The organism is Leifsonia sp. Y862, assembly GCF_057669585.1.
In genome coordinates, this window is the sequence record NZ_JBYHFR010000001.1 from 2,022,600 (window position 1) to 2,041,577 (window position 18,978).

Annotated in this window: 16 protein-coding genes and 3 tRNA genes; 13 read left to right on the top strand and 6 right to left on the bottom strand. The window is 64.7% G+C overall.

All coding sequences use genetic code 11. The features are described 5' to 3' along the window. Positions 1–105: 105 nt before the first annotated feature. Positions 106–657, bottom strand: a complete 552-nt coding sequence (hpt, locus tag AC25Z0_RS09600; protein ID WP_488120423.1) for a hypoxanthine phosphoribosyltransferase — start codon at positions 655–657, stop codon at positions 106–108. A 61-nt stretch (positions 658–718) separates the two neighbouring features. Further along, positions 719–1,714 (bottom strand): tRNA lysidine(34) synthetase TilS, encoded by a 996-nt coding sequence (tilS, locus tag AC25Z0_RS09605; RefSeq protein WP_488133015.1) that lies wholly within the window; start codon positions 1,712–1,714, stop codon positions 719–721. A gap of 91 nt (positions 1,715–1,805) precedes the next feature. On the opposite strand from tilS, the gene ppa reads away from it, so the two are divergent. Next, positions 1,806–2,297 (top strand): inorganic diphosphatase, encoded by a 492-nt coding sequence (gene ppa, locus AC25Z0_RS09610; protein WP_488120421.1) that lies wholly within the window; start codon positions 1,806–1,808, stop codon positions 2,295–2,297. An 85-nt stretch (positions 2,298–2,382) separates the two neighbouring features. On the opposite strand, the gene AC25Z0_RS09615 is transcribed toward ppa, so the two are convergent. Beyond that, positions 2,383–3,756, bottom strand: coding sequence for a C40 family peptidase (locus tag AC25Z0_RS09615; RefSeq protein ID WP_488133016.1), 1,374 nt, complete (start codon positions 3,754–3,756; stop codon positions 2,383–2,385). After that, positions 3,749–5,125, bottom strand: a complete 1,377-nt coding sequence (locus AC25Z0_RS09620) for a peptidoglycan DD-metalloendopeptidase family protein (RefSeq protein WP_488133017.1) — start codon at positions 5,123–5,125, stop codon at positions 3,749–3,751. The genes AC25Z0_RS09615 and AC25Z0_RS09620 overlap by 8 nt, the downstream gene beginning before the upstream one ends. 313 nt (positions 5,126–5,438) lie before the next feature. Here AC25Z0_RS09620 and AC25Z0_RS09625 point away from each other — a divergent pair. From AC25Z0_RS09625 to AC25Z0_RS09640, 4 genes are all read left to right on the top strand, one after another. Further along, positions 5,439–5,511, top strand: a tRNA-Glu gene (locus tag AC25Z0_RS09625). A 34-nt stretch (positions 5,512–5,545) separates the two neighbouring features. Next, positions 5,546–5,619, top strand: a tRNA-Asp gene (locus AC25Z0_RS09630). Positions 5,620–5,693: 74 nt separating this feature from the next. Beyond that, positions 5,694–5,766, top strand: a tRNA-Phe gene (locus AC25Z0_RS09635). A gap of 435 nt (positions 5,767–6,201) precedes the next feature. Next, complete coding sequence (locus tag AC25Z0_RS09640) at positions 6,202–6,378, top strand: RidA family protein (protein ID WP_488133018.1); 177 nt, start codon at positions 6,202–6,204, stop codon at positions 6,376–6,378. A 15-nt stretch (positions 6,379–6,393) separates the two neighbouring features. On the opposite strand, the gene AC25Z0_RS09645 is transcribed toward AC25Z0_RS09640, so the two are convergent. Continuing rightward, positions 6,394–7,131 carry an IclR family transcriptional regulator gene (locus AC25Z0_RS09645; RefSeq protein WP_488133019.1) on the bottom strand — a complete coding sequence of 246 codons (738 nt, stop codon included), beginning with the start codon at positions 7,129–7,131 and terminating at the stop codon, positions 6,394–6,396. A gap of 154 nt (positions 7,132–7,285) precedes the next feature. Between AC25Z0_RS09645 and AC25Z0_RS09650 the strand changes: the two genes are divergently transcribed. Continuing rightward, positions 7,286–9,187, top strand: coding sequence for an FAD-binding monooxygenase (locus AC25Z0_RS09650; RefSeq protein WP_488133020.1), 1,902 nt, complete (start codon positions 7,286–7,288; stop codon positions 9,185–9,187). A 32-nt stretch (positions 9,188–9,219) separates the two neighbouring features. Here AC25Z0_RS09650 and AC25Z0_RS09655 read toward each other — a convergent pair whose 3' ends face one another. Beyond that, entirely contained in the window at positions 9,220–9,885 is a 666-nt protein-coding gene (locus AC25Z0_RS09655) for a GAP family protein (protein ID WP_488120415.1), read from the bottom strand. Between the two features lie 240 nt (positions 9,886–10,125). On the opposite strand from AC25Z0_RS09655, the gene AC25Z0_RS09660 reads away from it, so the two are divergent. The 7 genes from AC25Z0_RS09660 (at position 10,126) to AC25Z0_RS09690 (ending at position 18,900) form a co-directional block, all read left to right on the top strand. Beyond that, positions 10,126–11,427: an AI-2E family transporter gene (locus AC25Z0_RS09660; protein ID WP_488133021.1), complete on the top strand. Its 1,302-nt coding sequence runs from the start codon at positions 10,126–10,128 to the stop codon at positions 11,425–11,427. 373 nt (positions 11,428–11,800) lie between these two features. Continuing rightward, the gene (locus AC25Z0_RS09665) at positions 11,801–13,354 is read left to right on the top strand and encodes a sugar transferase (protein WP_488120413.1); all 1,554 of its coding nucleotides are present in this window, start codon (positions 11,801–11,803) and stop codon (positions 13,352–13,354) included. 44 nt (positions 13,355–13,398) lie between these two features. Continuing rightward, a complete protein-coding gene (locus tag AC25Z0_RS09670; RefSeq protein WP_488120412.1) occupies positions 13,399–14,010 on the top strand; it encodes an acyltransferase in 612 nt (203 codons plus the stop codon). After that, positions 14,007–14,705: a hypothetical protein gene (locus AC25Z0_RS09675; RefSeq protein WP_488133022.1), complete on the top strand. Its 699-nt coding sequence runs from the start codon at positions 14,007–14,009 to the stop codon at positions 14,703–14,705. The genes AC25Z0_RS09670 and AC25Z0_RS09675 overlap by 4 nt, the downstream gene beginning before the upstream one ends. 9 nt (positions 14,706–14,714) lie before the next feature. Then, positions 14,715–16,082, top strand: a complete 1,368-nt coding sequence (locus AC25Z0_RS09680; RefSeq protein ID WP_488133023.1) for an MFS transporter — start codon at positions 14,715–14,717, stop codon at positions 16,080–16,082. Beyond that, positions 16,079–17,104 (top strand): hypothetical protein, encoded by a 1,026-nt coding sequence (locus AC25Z0_RS09685; RefSeq protein ID WP_488133024.1) that lies wholly within the window; start codon positions 16,079–16,081, stop codon positions 17,102–17,104. The genes AC25Z0_RS09680 and AC25Z0_RS09685 overlap by 4 nt, the downstream gene beginning before the upstream one ends. Beyond that, positions 17,101–18,900 (top strand): WecB/TagA/CpsF family glycosyltransferase, encoded by a 1,800-nt coding sequence (locus AC25Z0_RS09690; RefSeq protein WP_488133025.1) that lies wholly within the window; start codon positions 17,101–17,103, stop codon positions 18,898–18,900. The genes AC25Z0_RS09685 and AC25Z0_RS09690 overlap by 4 nt, the downstream gene beginning before the upstream one ends. The last annotated feature ends 78 nt before the right edge of the window (positions 18,901–18,978 follow it).

An 18,978-nucleotide genomic window follows, 5' to 3' on the forward strand; every position in this document is an offset into this window, starting at 1 on the left:
GAACTGGAATCTGAAAATTGCCCACTTCATCCGACAAAGCGGCCTCGCCCGTGGTCGGGGAGGCCGCTGTTCGTTTGCTGAGGAGGCCGTCAGGCCGTCTCCGCCCTACGAGTAAACGTGCGGAGCCAGAATCCCGATCGAGCGCAGGTTGCGGTACTTCTCGTTGTAATCGAGGCCGTAGCCAACGACGAACTTGTTTGGAATGTCGAAGCCGAAGTACTTGACGTCGATCTCGACGCGAGCCGCTTCAGGCTTACGGAGCAGGGCGCAGATCTCAATGGATGCCGGGCCGCGCGAGTTGAGGTTGGCCATCAGCCATGACAGCGTGAGGCCTGAATCGATGATGTCTTCGACGATGAGCACGTTGCGACCGGTGAGGTCGGTGTCGAGGTCCTTGAGGATGCGCACGACGCCGCTCGACTGGGTGCCTGAGCCATATGAGCTGACAGCCATCCAGTCCATCGTGACGGGGTGCTGCAATTCGCGGGCCAGGTCGGCCATGACCATGACCGCGCCCTTCAGCACGCCAACCAGCAGCAGGTCTTTGCCTGCGTAGTCGGCTTCGATCCGACGAGCGAGCTCCGCGAGCTTGGTGCGAATCTGCTCCTCGTCGATCAGAATCTCGGTGAGGTCGCCTTCAATGTCGCGTGGTTCCATGGAACGGAAATTTCCTTTGCTCGACTCGATTCGAAGCGGTGCGGCTCTACCGCATCAACGTCTAGTGCTGCGCGGTAAACACGAGCAGCCCGTCCTGCCTGATAACTCTAACGCCTGGGAGGTCGAGTGCCTTCTGTCCGTGCCAATCGGTGATCAGCCGGGAAACGGCGAGCGTGTGCACGCGTTCCAGTGAGATTCCGAATTCGCTCTCGACGACGAAGCGGATGATCCGCTGCCGCAGAGCTGGGGGGTTCGCCTCGAGCGCACCCACTGACACGGCGATTCCTGCCTCAGCGGGTTCGCAGATCTCCTCGATGAATTCGAGCACGATGGCGTCGAGGGCTGCTGAGTCTTCACGCAGCTGGGCTGCCGTCCTGGCGAGGGCCTCTGCCACGCCCGGCCCGAGCTCGGCCTCCATGACCGGCAACACGGTTTCGCGCACACGCACCCTCGCGTATCGCGGGTCGGCATTCTGCGGGTCGTTCCACGCGACGAGGCCGGAGTCGACACAGAACTGTCGCGTCTGGTCCCGACGAATGCCGAGCAGCGGACGCAGGTACCGACCGCTTGCGGCCGCCATGCCCTGCAGGCTGCCGGCCCCGGCGCCCCGCGCGAGGCCGAGCAACACGGTTTCCGCCTGGTCGTCGAGGGTGTGCCCGAGCAGCAGCGCCGATGCGCCAGTCTCGTCCATGGCCTGTTCGAAGGCCGCATAGCGCGCGGATCGTGCCGCGCCCTCAGGGCCCTCTCCCCCTGGGTCGGTGGCAACGGTGACTCTCTGCACGATAACGGGGTCGAGTCCGAGGGCCTCTGCCTGCCTGGCGGCCGCGGCTGCGACATCCGCTGACCCGTCCTGAAGTGCGTGATCGACGATCACGGCGCCGGCTTTCACCCCGGCTCGTGCCCCCTCAAATGCGGTGGCGGCGGCAAGGGCCAGCGAGTCTGCGCCCCCGCTCAACCCGACGAGCACGAGACTGTCGGCTGCTGGCAACGCCTCGCGCACCATTCGGCGTACGTCGGCAATTGCGGGGCTGAGGCGTGGGCGGCGTTCGGACTCCATCCAGTAACGTTATCCGCAGACTTCGAGCACGTAGTCCGGTCTGGTGGACATTGAACGCCGGGCAGGACGTAACCAAAGGAGAAATCTGGCCATGGCCGCATATGACGCAGTTATCGAAATCCCGCGTGGAAGCCGCAACAAGTACGAAGTAGACCACGAGACCGGTCGGGTGTACCTCGATCGCGTGCTCTACACGACCTTCGTGTACCCCACCGACTACGGCTACTTCGAGAACACGCTCGGCCTCGACGGTGACCCCGTTGACGTGCTGGTGCTGCTCGACTACCCGCTGTTCCCCGGTGTTGGCGTGTCGGTTCGTCCCGTCGCCGTGTTCAACATGACGGATGACGGTGGCTCAGACGCCAAGGTCATCGCCGTTCCTGCTGGTGACCCGCGCTGGGATCACATCCAGGACGTCAACGACATCCCGGAGTACACCCGCAAGGAAATCGAGCACTTCTTCGAGCACTACAAGGACCTTGAGCCTGGCAAGTGGGTCAAGACCGAAGGCTGGGGCGACGCAGCTGAGGCCGACCAGATCATCCTGGACGGCATCGCGAAGCTGGCGGCAGAAGGCCACTAGCCTTCAGCACCTCATCGGAGGTGCGCCAGTCGACAACAATGCCCCGCAGAGAATCTCTGCGGGGCATTGTTGTACCTGTAGTTGGCTAGCCTGACGGGCGGCCGACGTATCCGGCGACGTCGTCCCAGCCCCAGATCGAGTGGATGCGTACCGGCTTGCCGATGTCAGGTGCCTCCAGGATTTGGCCGCCGCCCAGGTAGATCGCGACGTGGTAGTAGTCTCTACCGCCCCACCAGAACACCAGGTCGCCGACCTGTGCCTGGGAGAACGGGACGAGGCGTCCCTGGTTTCGCATCGTGTTGTACTGGTCGGTGGCTGAGTGCGTTCCGATGTAAATTCCCGCAGCGGCATATGCCGCTTTGGTCAGGCCTGAGCAGTCCCAGGCGTCCGGGCCTGAGCCCCCAAGCTGGTAGCGGTCGCCCAGCTGCTCTCTCGCGAAACTGATCGCCGTATCCACGGCGCTGGCGTTGGGGGTTGGAGCCGGCGCGGGCGCGGGTGCGGGAGCTGGCGCCGGTGCAGGAGCAGATGTCGGCGCTGGGGCGGGAGCGGGAGCGGGAGCAGGAGCGGGAGCGGGAGCGGGAGCGGGAGCCGCGGAACCACCACCGCCCGTGTTCCCGCCGGTGTTGCCACCGGTTGAGGGCGTGGAGGGCTTCGGGGCTGCTGCCTGCGCGTCGGCCAGCGCTTTGGCGGCTGCAGCGGCGTCGAGACCTGCCTGGTGCGCGCGTTCGGCCTCGGCCGTGGTGTCCTTCAGGAGAGCGAGCTGCTCGAAGAGCTCACTCGACTTCTTCTGCTGTGTTTCAAGGGCCGACTGTGCGGCCTGGGCAGAGGTACTCGCGTCGTCGAACCGTGATCGAGAGTCGCGCGTGAGTTTCTCGCGCTCGACGATGGCCGATGCGGCCTGGTCACCGAGCGATTCAGCGCTGTTCTGGTCCTGGATCGCCTCTTGATAGATCGTCTGGGACTGTTCACTCAACTTGCTGGCCGTGCCGAGCTGGTGCAGCAGATCAGAGGCAGACCCGCCGTTGAGGAACAGGTTCAGCGACAGGTCCTGCGCGCCCGTCTTTGCCAGGTGCGCCGCGATCAGTCCGGCACGCAGCTTCGACGTCTCTGCCTTGGTCTTGGCGGATGCCGCCTGCTTGGCCAGGCTCTTTTCCTTGGCTGTTGCAGCATCGAGCTGGTCGAGGGTCACCCGGTAGGCCTCAGCCGCCTTCTGCGACTCCTTGGACGCACTGTCGGCAGCGGTCTGCAATCCGGCCAGCAGCGTGCCGATCGCAGCGATCTGCGCCTTCTTGGTGGCCTCGCTCTGCTTGGCCTTCTGAACGTCATCCCAGCTCGGGTAGCCCTGATCGGCATACGCGACCGGTGCCGTGAGGCCGATGGAAGCGGTGACCGCTCCGATCGCCATCGCAGACAGCAGCGCCGCCGGCTTGATCCGTGGACGTTTGCGCGTGTTAGCCAAGTCCTGCTCCTCGGTCAGCCATGAACGGGACTGGGTCGATGCGGTTGCCGCTGATCCGCACCTCGAAGTGCAGGTGGCATCCGTCGGCTGCGCCTGTCATGCCGACGCTTGCGATGTTCTGGCCTGCGCTGACGCTCTGGCCGTTGCTGACAAAAATGCCGCCATCGCGAATGTGGGCGTATCCGGTGCTCACACCGTTGCCGTTGTTGATCAGCACGAAGTTTCCGTAGGTTCCGAAGCGTCCGGCGTATTCGACGGTGCCGGCAGCTGCGGCATAGATCGGCGAGCCGCACCCGGCACCGAGGTCTGTGGCGTAGTGGAACCCGCCGCTGCAGCCCTGGCTACCGCAGATGACCTGCCGAGGACCAAAAACGTCGGTGATGCGACCGCTGGACGGAACCGCCCAGCCAGAATCGCTGATGAATCCACCGCCCAGTCCAGGTCCGGCTGTGCTGGAGCCGCCTCCGCCTCCCCCGCCACCTGAGTTGGCTGCCGCCTCAGCAGCAGCTCTGTCACGTGCTTCCTTCTCCAGCCGAGCGCGCTCCGCAACGCCCGCCTGATAGGCCGTAGCCGTGGTTGCTTCCGTGTCGCGCATGAACTTCAGCTGCTGGTCGAGTTCGATGCTCTTGGCTTCTGACACGGCCAAGGCCTCCGCCGCTGCGTCTGCTGCGGCCTGGGCTGCAACGAGGGCGCTCTCTGCGACGACGCGCAGGCTCTCGCGCTCTGCCTGGGCAACCTTGGCCTGGTCTCCCAGCGACTGCGCGTTGTTCTTGGCCGCCTGGGCCTTGGTATAGGTCTCGCTGCTGCGCTCCACCAGCTTCGACATGCTGCCGAGCTTTGCAAGCAATTCGTCTGCGCCCGCACCCGACTTCTGCTCATCGAGGAAGAGGTTCACGCTGAGGTCTGTGCCGCCCGTGCGGTACAGCTGCGCGGCCAACTGCCCGGCCTGCTTGCTTGCGGCGTCTGCGGCCAGCTGGCTCGCATCCGCTTCGGCCTGGAGATTGTCGGCGCGAAGAGCAGCGTCGTCAAACTTCTCCTGGGCGATCTGAAGTTCAAGGCCGCGGGCCTCTGACTCTGCCTGGGTCGCAGCCACCTCGACGGCGAGGCCGGCAATGAGATCCTGAATCTCGGAGACCTTGGCTTCTGCAGCCTGGGTGTTCGACTTCGCGCTCTGCAGGTCGCCCCAGGTGGGGTACTCAACGGCCAGCGCCGGCGAGGCCGGAGTGGTGAGGGTTGACACCAGGGCAAGTGCAGCCAGCACCGCTGTGGCGGAGAACATGCGGCGGCGACGGATTCGTGCCGCACCAACGATGGGGCCCAGCAGGCTGACCTGCGCTCCGCGCTCGATTGGTGAACTGGTGCGACTCATAACTCCCCGATCAGGCCCTCGTGAACACTTCTGTCACAGTGGCAACTCTCTTCACAGTAACAACAGCGGGCTCGGGCACACGCCAATGCAAACGAATCTAACCCGCGTGCACTGCTGCAACCGGGTCATTCGCGGGTGCGGTGGAATCTCAGAAACTAATTTGAGAGAAATAAAAGTGTCCTGACCGGGACTTATCTACGCACGTATGCGGCATTCGGGCCCAAAAGCGACACGCCGGTGGCGCTCGATTTGAACTATCGGGCAATCTAATCGTATGCTTATGCGTCGGAAGTCATCAGCTGATGACAGCCACGGCCCCATCGTTTAGTGGCCTAGGACACCGCCCTTTCACGGCGGCAGCACGGGTTCGAATCCCGTTGGGGTCACACAATTTAATAAAGTAATATGGTTTCACATCGAGGCCCTGTAGCGCAGTTGGTTAGCGTGCCGCCCTGTCACGGCGGAGGTCGCGGGTTCAAGTCCCGTCAGGGTCGCAAAAGTGAAAAGCCCTTCCGTAAAACGGAGGGCTTTTCTCTTAGGAAGCGGCTTCTCGAAGTTTGTTTCTCAAGGCTCTGTAGCTCAGTTGGTAGAGCGTTCGACTGAAAATCGAGAGGTCACGGGATCGACGCCCGTCGGAGCCACTTGGCCATTCTCCAGGCTTCTACTGGGGGGTGGCCTTTTTTTGTGCCCGAATCCCGGTCGGATAGACATCTGGCCAGCAGTTGTTCCGGTCTCGCTGCCCTCATTCGTCCCGGTGAACCGATCCCGGCACGCATAACTCCTGCGACCTGTGGTCGCAATCGATTGCCGCCTCCGAATCACGCCGGAGCTGCCGACCGACGCGCGATTCTGCAGGAGTTATGCATCCGCGATGGGCGGATTCGGCTAGGGCATCCATGCTTCGATTCTTCAGATGACGTCGAAGTGGACCACCTCGACGGCGTTGTTGCCGTATCCGAGCCGATTCCATGGCGGTACTTCTGGCTGCACGTTTCCGGCAGCGTCCGTTGCCCTGACACGCACGGTGTGGCGTCCGATGTCGGCGGCATCCCACTCGTACGACCGACATCCTGAAGATGACCGTGTGGCTCGCCGACTACCGCGGCCGCGACGCGCTCAACCGGGAATGGGTCGCCATGTTCCCCGACCCGGAGAACCGCCCCGCACGCCAGTGCATTGCCGCCGAGCTCGACGGGGGTTCGTTGGTACAGTGCGATCTCTTCGCCGTGCTCAGCATCGCGAACGACCGGTAACAGTCGGCGCCGTTGTCAGCCTTCGATGGCCGAGCGGATGAGCCGCGCTGCGCGCTGCAGACTCGACGCGATCCGTTCCGGGTCAGTTTCCTCAGCCAGGTAGACGACGGCGATTGCCGCCGGACGCTGGCCACGGAGCGAGAGCGGAACGGCGACCGACCGAACGGCCTGGATCACCTCGTCGTGGCTCGATGCGTAGCCCTGGGCAGCTGCCTGCGCAACCTCCTCGCGCAGGCGCTCTGACACACCGGCCGGCCATTCGGAGCGGGGAAGAATCGACAGGATCGCCTTGCCGGGGGCTCCCGTGGTCACGGGATGCCGCGCACCAGGGCGCTGGACGACCGCGGCATCGGTGTGATGCGGCTCGACGCTGGCCAGCGTGATGCAACGATCGGTGTCGAGGACCGCAAGGAAACACGTCATGCCCAGTTCATTCGCCACGGCCGTGAGCTCTGGCAGGGCAGCCGATTGAAGGTCATGAGCGACTCCGGCGGCGAGCACGGCCATGCGCGCGCCGAGGGCGATACGGCCGGCGGAATCCCGAGCGACGAGCCCGTGATCCTCCAGCGTGCGCAGCAGCCGATACGCGATCGAGCGGTGCACATCAAGCCGATGCGCAATCTCGTCGATCGCGAGCGGCGCGCGCTCGTCCGCGAGGATCTCGAGAATGCGGATGCCGCGACTCAACGTTTGCGACGCTGGCACGGTGGCCGCGGCCTGTCGACTACCGGTGGTGCCAGTGCTGACCGCCATGGCATCCTCCAACGTTCGGTTCGTCAGCGGATGCTTGTGCAGCATCCGCTTCGCTATCTATGATCAGATCAGTAATAGAATTCCGTGTTCGACTATAGAACAATGGCACGGGCGCGACAAGCCTCAACAGCGCAGTTGAGAGAGGATCCCCACAGTGCAATTCCATAACTATGGCTATGTTTCCGAGAATCCACGGATCAGCCCTGCGGCCGGTGTCGGCCTGAATCGTTCATCAGAGCTTCCCGATGAGATGGACGTTCTCATCGTCGGGTCAGGCCCGGCCGGCATGCTCCTCGCTGCGCAGCTATCGCAATTCCCCACCATCACGACGCGCCTCATCGAGAGGCGTCCAGGGCGTCTCGCCGTCGGGCAGGCTGACGGCATCCAGGCCCGCAGCGTCGAGACCTTCCAGGCGTTCGGCTTCGCGGAGCGCATCGTTGCCGAGGCCTTCCAGCTGACCGCCATGAATTTCTGGCGACCGGATCCATCGGATTCGTCGCGGATCATCCGCACCCAGCGCACCGACGACGACCCGGGCGGCATCAGCGAGTTCCCACACCTGATCGTGAACCAGGCGCGAGTTCTCGACTACTTCACCGAAGCGGCCGCCTACGGGCCGGCGCGCGTCTCGCCGGATTTCGGGTACGAGTTCGTCTCACACATGGTCACCGAAGGGGAGGAATTCCCCGTCGCCGTGACGCTTCGTCACACCACAGGTGAGCACGAGGGAGACGAGCGTGTCGTCGGTGCGAAATACGTTGTTGGCTGCGACGGCGCACGCAGCGCCGTGCGCGAGTCCATCGGGCAGAAGCTCATGGGTGACCAGTCGTTTCACGCCTGGGGCGTCATGGACACCCTCTCCGTCACTGATTTCCCCGACATCAGGACCAAGTGCGCCATCCAGTCCGAGAACGGCAGCATCCTGCTGATCCCCCGCGAGGGCGGATACCTCTTCCGCATGTACGTCGATCTCGGTGAAGTCGCCGCCGGCGACAACGGGGCAGTGCGTGAGACGACCATCGAGCAGACCATCGCAAGGGCGAACGAGATCCTCAATCCGTACACCCTCGATGTGCGCGATGTCGCGTGGTTCAGCGTCTACGAAGTAGCCCACCGCCTCACCGAGAAGTTCGACGATGTGCCGGTCGAACTCACCGGCATCCGCTCACCGCGCGTCTTCATTGCAGGCGACGCCTGCCACACGCACAGCGCCAAAGCCGGTCAGGGCATGAACGTGTCGATGCAGGACGGCTTCAACCTCGGCTGGAAGCTCGCCCAGGTGCTCGAGGGCCGAAGCCCTGAGACGCTGTTGGATACCTACTCAGGGGAACGCCAGATCATCGCCCAGTACCTCATCGACTTCGATCGTGAATGGGCGGCGATGCTGGCCAAGAAACCCGAAGAGTTCGAGAGCCCTGAGGCGCTGGGCGAGTTCTATCTTGAGACCGCCGAGTTCCCCGCCGGGTTCTCGACGCAGTACGGGCCATCCATGCTGACGGGCGAAGCGACCCATCAGCAGTTCGCAACCGGGTTTCCGATAGGAAAGCGCTTCAAATCGGCGCGTGCGGTGCGCGTCGCCGACGCCAACCCGGTGCACCTGGGTCATCACCACCGGGCGGATGGACGCTGGAGACTCTACGTGTTCGCCGACGCTCCGGCCTCTGGGGAGCCATCGGCGCTCGCTGACTGGGCAGAGTGGCTTGCCGCCTCTCCCGACTCCCCCATCGCAACATTCACACTGACGGATGCCGACGTCGACAGCGTGTTCGACGTCAAGGTCGTCTACCAGCAGACGCACGACGCGGTGGATTTCGGCCAGGTGCCGCCGATCTTTCGGCCGACGGGCGGCCCATTCCAGCTCATCGACTACGAGAAGGTCTATGCGGTCGACCCTGCAAACGACATCTTCGACGAACGCGACATCGACCGCGCCGGCTGCGTCGTCGTCGTTCGCCCCGACCAGTATGTCGCGCACGTACTGCCACTGTCGGCGACTGACGAGCTGGCCACCTTCTTCGCGCAGAGCATGCTGGCGCAGCGCGCACCCGTGGCCTGAACAACCTGCGGGCCTAGACGCGCGACAATGCCTCACAAATTGGTCAGTCCAGCCCCGATGATGACAACGCCGATCATAATCATGATCAGCGTTGTCACCGTGGCATTGTTTCGGATCATCCATTCCCGCGCAGAGACCAGGCGCGGTTCCATCTTCTTAGGCGCGGCCAGCGTGACGATGATCGGCACGGCAACCGTTGATGTCGCGATCACGACGTAGATCGTGACGACGACGACCGCTCCGGCCGGTGTCAGCGGTTCTCCACTGAGCACCAACCCCCCGGCAGCGCTGAGGAGCAGGCCTTTCGGCCGTAGGTTCAGCCCGAATGCCAGCCCCATTGACGACGCCGGGCCCATTGATCCCACGGCGTTCAGCCACTTGGGCAACGCACTGGTGGGCTTGTGGCGAGTGCGCCGCCAGAGAATGACGGCGAAGATCACCAGGGCAGAACCAATCACGATCTGGATGATGGCGATACCGAGATCCTGATGCTTCGTCGATGAGGGCGGCAGGAGGGCTGCACCCAGTGCGAACAGGATGAGCACACCTGCGACGCCCACCACCCACCCGATGAGAAACGGAATCGCAGACCGATCCCGGTTGGGCGAGAGCAGCAGGATGATCGTGGCTGTGATGGGAACCGAACTGAGCGCGACCGCGACGGCGATCGGCAGGAGCTGACCAATTGCCTGCAGCATCGAGCGCACCCCTCGTCGCCAAAAATCACCGAGAACCAGCAAGAAAATCGCGTGTTGAGTAGTGAGGATACCGCTAAGCATCCTTCCCGCGGCCGTATCGCTGCGCCATACTGAACCAGCGACATCCCAGTTCCTCTTGTCGCAGCATCTGGCCGTGAAGCACTGGACGCGTAGCCGGCGTTCACGAGCATCCGTTCAGCCAGCCGGTACCCCCGTACCGGACGAGCGAGAGGACTCACCATGACAGAGGCAGCACCGGCAGAGGCAACACCGGCCGGGTCTGTACAGCCACCTGCCCGGCGGGCTGCGCTTCCGACCGCACCGCCGACCGCGCGTCAGGCCGCACCTCCGGCAGCGCCTCGACACACGGCATCTCCCTCAGCACCGCCAGCGCTACCTGCAGACCCGCCGCAGGGCGGAGGGCTCTCCGGCCGCTATCCTCGCGCGACGATCATTCTCGTCGCCCTCGCAGCGGCAACCGTGACCGCGGCAGGCATCAGCGGCATCCGCGGGATCCTGGCCCCCGTCCTCCTCACGCTCATCCTCACCATTTGCGCCCAACCCGTGCGTACCGGCCTGGAGAAGCGCGGCGTTCCGCATGGCATCGCGACAGGCTCTGTCATCGTGGTCGTCTTCCTGCTCCTGGCCGGGTTCACGTACACGGTGATCATCGCGTTCGCCCAATTCGCCAGCATGCTGCCCGAATACTCAGATCAACTGGCGGCCATCGGCACGAGTATCACCGCCTGGCTGTCGAGCATCGGCATCGGTCAGGAGCAGATCCAGGAGATCGCATCTGGATTCGAACCGAGTAACATCGTCAGCTTTGCCTCAGGAATCCTCGGCAGCGTGTTCAGCATCACCGGCGCACTCGTCATCGTCCTCACCATGCTGATCCTGATGTCAGCGGATGCCGTGTACGTCCCGACCATTCTGCGGCAACTCGGCACGCGCCGCCCAGCTTTTGCCACCGCCATCGTCTCGTTCGCGAGCAATGTGCGCCGCTACATGGTCGTGACGACCGTGCTTGGCATTGCCCAGGGTGCCCTGAACGCGCTGGCGCTCTGGATCTTGCAGGTGCCGGCCGCGCTCCTGTGGGGTCTGCTCGCGTTTCTCTGCAGCTTCATTCCGAATATCGGCTACTTCTTCGCCATCATCCCGCCGCTCGTTTTCGGTTTCCTGGTCGGGGGCTGGCCGACGGTCGTGGCCGTCCTCGTCGTGTACAGCGTCATCAATGCCGTTGTGCAGTCCATCATCCAGCCACGGGTCGTCGGCAATGCCGTCGCCCTCAGCCAGACACTCACGTTCTTCTCTGTGCTGTTCTGGGCGGTCATCATCGGGCCGATTGGCGCCATCCTCGCCATTCCGCTCACACTTCTCGCCCGGATGATCCTGATCGATTCCGACCCATCAGCGCGCTGGCTGCGGCCGGTGATCGGAGATACGACGGAGACCAGGGCGATCATGAAGACCGACGACGCCGCAGCGAAACAGGCACGAAAAGACAAGCGGATGTCCAAACAGGCTGGTCAGGACGCCTGAATCTTCCGTGCCCCACCGCGACGCATCCCCCACTCGCCACCCCCCGATGAGGTGACAGCGGGGTTTCCAGACTCGCGCTATGGTCGGCACATGCGGAGCTGAGAATGCATCACGTTCTTGGTTCCACTCATTCGCACCTTCCCTAGAGGCGCGCCTGCCGTGCACCCGCACGGGAAAAATCACCCGCTCCGTCCGTACGACACCATTGCCCATATTGAACCTGTAAACCCGAAATGCAGGGAACTAAAAAAGTGACTACGTCTGTGACGAGTCGACTGTTTTGTCGACCGACAAATACCGGATCCACCCCATCCGGCTTCATCCACTCCAACCCGGACCGCTCTAGAACCCCTCGCCCTGAGGTGAGTCCAGCATGAGCGAACTGGAACCAAGCCTGCCCCTGGCCGGCACCCTGCCATTCGGCCGCATGGCGAAGCTGACGCTCGTCGACACTCCGAGCCCGACGGCGCCGCCGTTCACCATCGACTCCCAGATCTCGGGATTGCGCTGGGCGAAGCGATACCGCAGAAAGCTGCGGGTGACCGACAGCCTCATTATCGCGATCGCCGTCGCCGTCGCGCTGTTCGTTCGTTTCGGCGTCTCAGAAACGGCAACGGCTGCAACAGCGGGGGCGGTGGCCACCGGCTACTGGGTCATTTCGCTCCTAATCATTGCCACCTGGATCTTCTCGCTTGCCGTGTTCCGCACGCGGGACTCGCGGGTGATCGGTGTTGGAGCAACCGAATACAAGCAGGTCATCAACGCGAGCGCCGTGGCGTTCGGAAGCCTGTCCATCGGCTTCCTGGCCTTCCAGGTCGACATTGCACGCGGCTACTTCATCCTGGCGCTGCCACTCGGCGTCGCAGGGCTCGTGCTGTCCAGGTGGCTGTGGCGCAAGTGGCTGCTCAACCAGCGGCATTACGGCCACTATCTCTCCCGCGTGATCGTGGTGGGCGATCAGGATGACGTCGAGTACGTCGTCACCCAGATCGAGCAGAAATCGGGAGCTGCGTACTATGTCGTCGGCGTCGCCCTCGACGACTCAGCGAAGACCAGCATCCACACCGGTACCAAGCGGGTGCCCGTTGTCGCTACCTTCGAATCGGTCGCCGATGCCGTCTCGTCGCTGGGCGTCGACACGGTGATCGTCGCCGGGCTGCCAGGTGGCGGCGGCTCTTTCATCCGCAATCTGGGGTGGGAGCTTGAGCGCACGTCGGCTGAGCTCGTGCTCTCGAGCAGGCTGACGGATGTCGCTGGGCCGCGAATTCACTTCCGTCCCGTTGACGGCCTTCCTCTCATTCACGTGGAGATCCCGCACTTTGAGGGCGTCAAGCATGACTTGAAGCGCACCCTCGACGTTGTGGCGTCTGGCGCAGCGCTCCTGCTGCTCCTCCCCGCCTTCCTGGTCGTCGGGCTGCTGATCCGGCTGGACAGTCCTGGCCCTGCACTGTTCACACAGGAGCGCTGCGGCCGGAACGGCAAGACGTTCAGGATGATCAAGTTTCGGTCGATGGTGACATCGGCGGAGAGCGACCTTGATGCCCTGCGCGCGGCGAACGAGGGGTCTGGGGTGTTGTTCAAGATTCGCAACGACCCCAGGATCACGCGGCTTGGACGGGTGATCCGCAAGTACTCCATCGATGAGTTCCCGCAGCTGTGGAACGTGTTCATCGGCGAGATGAGTCTCGTCGGGCCCCGTCCACCGCTGCTCACCGAGGTCGCCGGGTACGAGACGCACGTGCATCGCCGGCTCTACATCAAGCCAGGACTGACCGGGATGTGGCAGGTGAACGGTCGCTCGAACCTCGATTGGGAGGAGAGCGTTCGTCTCGACCTGTACTACGTCGAGAACTGGTCGCTCATGGGCGACCTGATGATCCTCTGGCGCACGGTACGCGTGCTCACCAATCCAACCGGCGCCTACTAGCGCACCCGTGAAATGACATTTGGACTATGTGGGGAATGCCGCGCATGACAGAGAATCCCGCCATGATCGCACCAACGGCTGACGTCGACCCGACGGCCATCGTCGGTGACGACGCCCTGGTGTGGCACCTCGTTCAGATCAGGGAGAACGCCCACGTCGGGGAGGGGTGCATCCTCGGCAGGGGCGCGTACATCGGCCCTGGCGTGGTCGTCGGGCGCAACTGCAAGATCCAGAATTACGCCCTGGTCTATGAGCCGGCCGTTCTCGAAGACGGGGTCTTCGTTGGCCCGGGAGTCATCTTCACGAATGATGAGTATCCGAGGGCGATCAATGCCGACGGGTCGCGCAAGGGCGCGGAAGACTGGCGCATGGTCGGCGTGATGGTCGGTACAGGGGCATCTATCGGTGCCCGCGCCGTGTGCGTCGCACCGGTCATGATCGGTCGCTGGTCCCTCGTTGCCGCCGGTGCCGTCGTGACGACGGATGTTCCCGACTTCGCCATCGTGGCCGGCGTCCCTGCCAGGCAGATCGGCTGGGTCGGGCGCGCAGGCGTGCCCCTGGTGGCGGGCGAGGGTGACCAGTTCACGTGCCCTGCGACGGGCGACACCTTCGAGGCAGACAGGGGCGAACTCAGATTGGTTGGGCCGCGCATATGAATCGACGCATCGTCATCATTGCGGGAGGAGCCGCTGCCGTACTCATTATGGGCGGCGTCATCGTCGCTGCGCAGCAGGGCACCTCCAGCACGGATGCCGGTGCAGAGGTCCAGACGCCGGCTTCGGCGGCGCCGTCGTCGCCACCGCCCACCGCGGCGGGCCCCATCGCCGATGATCCGAACACGAACACCCCTGCCCCTGCACCGGATGGCATACCGAACGACACTGCGGCGACGCCTGGCGCCGGCGACCCCGGCACGCGGTATTCGACAGAGGTGCTGCCCCCGGCCAGCCCGCCGTCGACCTCGCTTCCGCAGTCGAAGCCGCCGCCCGTGCTGGTATCCCTCCCGCTTCCCGCCTCGAAGAGCGCGGATGGCGGCCTCGTCGACGGCTTCCCGTCTGCGGTGATCGGCACCGCCCCCGATTCCACGATTTCCGGCAGTTCAGTGTCGTCGGAGGGCGCCAGGCTGCACGCGACACTCACCGCCAGGTCGACCCTCACCGGCACCGATGTGCTCGGTTACTACCGAACGACGTTTGCCCAGCTCGGCCTCTACGACGTTGTGGCGCCAGCAGCGGCAGGGTCGAGCGCCCTGGCCTTCAGCAGGGACGAGAACAGCGTCACCATCACGGTCACAGAGCGCGCGGGTGGCTGCAGCTACGAGATCTTCGCCTCATTCACGGCCGCGAGCTGACGGGGAGCCATGTACATCTCGTTATCCGACCGCAAGGCGAAAGCAACCTCGTCCGGCGTTGCCGGCATCGACCCTGGCGGTCGTCCGCACCCGCACAGGGCCGCGACGCGGGTGTCTTCCGTGGTGATCGCGCTCGGCATCGTCAGCATGCTCACCGACGTGTCATCCGAATCTGTCTCAGCCATCCTGCCGCTGTACATCACCGGCGTCCTCGGGCTGTCGACCGTCGCCTACGGTTTCATCGACGGCATCTACCAGGGCATCAGCGCTGTCGTGCGGATCGCCGGCGGCTGGGCGGCAGACCGCGGTGACCAGCCAAAGTGGATCGCATTCTTCGGCTACGGCATCTCAGCCATCGCCAGGATCGGCTTGCTGTTCGCCACCGGCTTCAGCGCGATCGTCGCGATTGTGGCCATCGACCGACTCGGCAAGGGCGTTCGCACCGCCCCGCGCGACGCACTCATCACGGCGTCATCGCAGCCGGACAATCTTGGCCACTCCTTCGGCGTGCACCGCATGCTCGACACCGTCGGGGCCGCCGTCGGGCCCCTGCTGGCCTTCGTCATCCTCTTCTTCATACCGGATGGCTACAGCACGATCTTCGTGGTGTCGCTCGCGTTCGCGCTGCTGGGCGTCTTCATCCTCGGACTCGTCGTGCCGAACAAGCGACCGCGCGCCGAGCGGGCCGTGGCCGCCAACGGCAGCACGCTTGGCGAAGAAGGCGGCGAAGACGATGGCGAACCCGATTCCACTCCTGCTGCCGCTGCGCCCTTCCGCTGGCGGAACCTCACCGACCCCCGACTGCGCAGACTCCTGTTGGCCGCCGGCCTGCTTGGGGTACTGACCATCGGCGACGGTTTCATCTACCTGGTGCTGCAGAGCCGCGACTCCTTCGCCGCGGCCTGGTTTCCGCTGCTGTACGTCGGCACGAACGTGGCGTTCCTTGCCCTGGCGATTCCACTCGGCCGGTTGGCCGATCGATTCGGTCGCGCCCGTATCTTCGTGCTCGGCCACCTCGCCCTGCTCGCGGCGTACGTGTGCGCGGCGATCCCGGCGACCGGTGCCGCGCTCACCGTGGCCTGCCTCGTGTTGCTTGGCGCCTTCTACGCCGCGACCGATGGCATCCTGGCCGCCCTCGCCGCAGAGAGCACGCCCCTGGCCAGCAGGGCAAGCGGCATTGCAGCCGCCCAGACCGTCGTCGCCATCGCCCGGCTTGTCGCGTCAACCGGATTCGGGCTGCTCTGGTTCGCGATCGGACGCGAGAACGCCATGCTTGCCGCCGCCGCGGCACTCGTTGTCGTCATTCCCGTCGTTGCGATCGTGCTGCGCGGTGTACTGACCGGCCGCAGTGGTCCGCCGATCACGGAGGCACGATGACCCCGCGCCAACGCGCCTGGCTGCTCGCGCTCGGCGCGACGCTGCTGCTCGGCGGCGCGACCGTCTACGGTGCCGTCGCGTTCGCGGGTGCCCAGCAACGCGCCGCCGCGCCGAGCGCCGTCGACACGGTGATGGCCGACACCGCGACGGATGCCCCGGCCGCAGGCCCGCGGATCGTCTTCCGCAATACGGCATCCGGGGCGGGGTACGGTCTGGTGGCCAGCGTCCCACTGGGCGACCCAGCTGGAACGCGAACGGTGACATCCGTCGCCTGTGACCGGGTCTACGCCACGACGAGCGTGGGAATGTGCCTGCACATCGACCGCGGTGTCGTCACCACGTTCAGGGCAACCCTGACGGATGCCAACTGGAACGAGATCCGGTCATGGCCGCTGCCCGGCATGCCCAGCCGCACGCGCATCTCGGCTGACTCGCGCCTGGTGTCGTCGACCGCGTTCGTCACCGGTGAGTCGTACGCCACCGTCGGCTTCTCCACGCAGACCGTTATCTCCGCCGTCGACGGCACGGAGTACGGCAACCTCGAAGACTTCGCGCTGATGGTGAACGGCGAACAGGTCACCGCTATAGATAGGAACGTCTGGGGCGTGACCTTCGCCGACGACACCGTGTTCTATGCGACGGCGGCATCGGCCGGGCAGACCTGGCTGGTGCGCGGCGATCTCGACGCACGAACGCTCACAGCCATCAGGGACAACGTCGAATGCCCCTCGCTCTCCCCCGACGGCACTCGCATCGCGTACAAGAAGAACTCCGGCACGATCAGCCAGCCGTACTGGGGAATCGCCGTGCTCGACTTTGTGACGGGCCTTGAGACGATCCTGCCTGAGGAGTCGAACGTTGACGACCAGGTGGAATGGCTCGACAACGACACCCTGCTGTACGGGATGCAGAACAAGGCCACGGTGGGCGACAGCACAGTGTGGTCGATCCCGGCTAACGGAACATCCGCTCCCCGCGTGTTCATTGAGCACGCCTGGTCCCCATCGGTGGTGAGGCAATGACGTTCACAGATACCCGGCTCATGCTCGGCGGCTCGGCCGTTGATCTGCGCGAGTTCGACGAGACGATCGATTCCGTGGCTGATCGAGCGCGCTCGACGGATGGCGTCCCCCTCGTCGTTGCGTCGATCAACCTCGACCATGTGCACCATTTCGGCACGGGGTCTCGGCTGTTCGGCACCCTCGCCGCCGCCGAATCGCCGCCGACCCTGGAGTGGCTGAACCTCATCGACGGCGCACCGCTGGCGTCCCAGGCCGGACGCCTCACCGGCAAGAGCTGGCCCCGGCTGGCCGGCAGCGATCTGATCGGCCCGATTCTGGCGCAAGCCGAGCGGGACGGCACCCGCATCGGCTTCCTCGGCGGTGCGGCCAGCACGCACGCCGTGTTGCGCGAACAACTCGCGATTACGCACCCTGCGCTCACCCTCTCTGGCTGCTGGGCGCCTGAGCGGGCGGAGTTGTCCGATACAGAGCGGTCGCTCACCATTGCAGAGGAGATCAGGGCTGCCGGCACAGACATGCTCATCGTCGGGCTCGGCAAGCCCCGTCAGGAATTGTGGATCGCCGAGTACGGCGAGGTCACGGGGGCCAGGGTCCTGCTGGCGTTCGGTGCGGTCGTCGATTTCCTCGCTGGTCGAGTGAGCCGCGCCCCGCACTGGATCGCCGAGCACGGCCTCGAATGGGCCTGGCGGCTCACTCTTGAACCCCGGAGGCTGGCGAGCCGGTATCTCGTCAACGGTCCGCCGGCGTATCTCGCCGTCCGGCGCTCCCGGCTGGTGCCGGTGACGGCTGGCCGGCCAGCACCGCCTGACCAGCCAGCGGCGCCCCCTGTGCCGGTGGAGTCTGATCGGCGGGGCGAGCCGCTCGGCAGCATCATCATTCCGGCGCACAACGAGGAAGCGGTGATCGCGCGCACCCTCGCATCCGTTGCACCACTCGCCGTGGGGAACATCGCCGAGATCCTCGTGGTCTGCAATGGCTGCACGGACAGCACAGCGGCAGTCGCCGCACGGTTTCCCCATGTGCGCGTGATCGAGATTGCGGCGGCGTCGAAGAGCGCTGCAATGAACGCCGGTGATGCGGAGGCAGGTTTCTGGCCACGCCTCTATCTGGATGCCGATATTGAAGCACCGCCAGAGGCGATCATCTCGCTCTTCACGTCGCTGCGCGATGGCGGCGCATTGGCCGGCCGACCCAGATTCCGGTACGCCACCGATGGGGCATCCTGGCTGGTGCGCAGCTACTACCGCGCGCGAACGCGCATGCCAACCACCCATGGCTCATTGTGGGGCGCCGGCGCCTACGCCATCACGGCAGAGGGACACGAGCGATTCGAGTCCTTCCCTGCGCTGTTCGCCGACGATCTCTATGTCGACAGCCTGTTCACGGCTGGCGAGAAGCGCATTCTTGACACCCCTCCGATCCTCGTCCGCACTCCGCTTCGAACCCGCAGCCTCGTCGCCGTTCTGACCAGGCAGGCGCGCTCGAATGCGCAGGTGGGCACGGCATCCACCACGGGGTCCAGCCTGAAAGGCCTGGTGTCCTCGACGCGGAGCATCACCGACGCCTGTGACACCGGCGTGTACGCATCGCTGACGCTGCTTGGACGGCTTCGATCGCGGAGGGCCGACCGCATGGCGGTGCGGCGCGGAAGCCAGCCGACCTGGGAACGCGACCTGTCGAGCCGCCAGAACACGACGGCAGAGCCAGCGATCCCCTCGCCGGGAAGGGTGGCACCCCCGCTTGGGGGGAATCGGATCACCGCCAGCGGCGATAGGGTCGGTCACGCGGAGAGCTGAGATTCGTTCACTTACCCGAGCGATCCAGCTCTTCGCGCCACTTACGAATTATGACCTGTTGAACCCGAAACCTCAGGG

Coding starts and splice junctions, on each gene's coding strand:
- AC25Z0_RS09665 (WP_488120413.1), top strand. CDS start 11,801: ATGAGCGAACTGGAACCAAGCCTGCCCCTGGCCGGCACCCTGCCATTC.
- ppa (WP_488120421.1), top strand. CDS start 1,806: ATGGCCGCATATGACGCAGTTATCGAAATCCCGCGTGGAAGCCGCAAC.
- hpt (WP_488120423.1), bottom strand. CDS start 657: ATGGAACCACGCGACATTGAAGGCGACCTCACCGAGATTCTGATCGAC.
- AC25Z0_RS09660 (WP_488133021.1), top strand. CDS start 10,126: ATGACAGAGGCAGCACCGGCAGAGGCAACACCGGCCGGGTCTGTACAG.
- AC25Z0_RS09690 (WP_488133025.1), top strand. CDS start 17,101: ATGACGTTCACAGATACCCGGCTCATGCTCGGCGGCTCGGCCGTTGAT.
- AC25Z0_RS09640 (WP_488133018.1), top strand. CDS start 6,202: ATGACCGTGTGGCTCGCCGACTACCGCGGCCGCGACGCGCTCAACCGG.
- AC25Z0_RS09655 (WP_488120415.1), bottom strand. CDS start 9,885: ATGCTGCAGGCAATTGGTCAGCTCCTGCCGATCGCCGTCGCGGTCGCG.
- AC25Z0_RS09670 (WP_488120412.1), top strand. CDS start 13,399: ATGACAGAGAATCCCGCCATGATCGCACCAACGGCTGACGTCGACCCG.
- AC25Z0_RS09685 (WP_488133024.1), top strand. CDS start 16,079: ATGACCCCGCGCCAACGCGCCTGGCTGCTCGCGCTCGGCGCGACGCTG.
- AC25Z0_RS09675 (WP_488133022.1), top strand. CDS start 14,007: ATGAATCGACGCATCGTCATCATTGCGGGAGGAGCCGCTGCCGTACTC.
- tilS (WP_488133015.1), bottom strand. CDS start 1,714: ATGGAGTCCGAACGCCGCCCACGCCTCAGCCCCGCAATTGCCGACGTA.
- AC25Z0_RS09680 (WP_488133023.1), top strand. CDS start 14,715: ATGTACATCTCGTTATCCGACCGCAAGGCGAAAGCAACCTCGTCCGGC.
- AC25Z0_RS09620 (WP_488133017.1), bottom strand. CDS start 5,125: ATGAGTCGCACCAGTTCACCAATCGAGCGCGGAGCGCAGGTCAGCCTG.
- AC25Z0_RS09645 (WP_488133019.1), bottom strand. CDS start 7,131: ATGGCGGTCAGCACTGGCACCACCGGTAGTCGACAGGCCGCGGCCACC.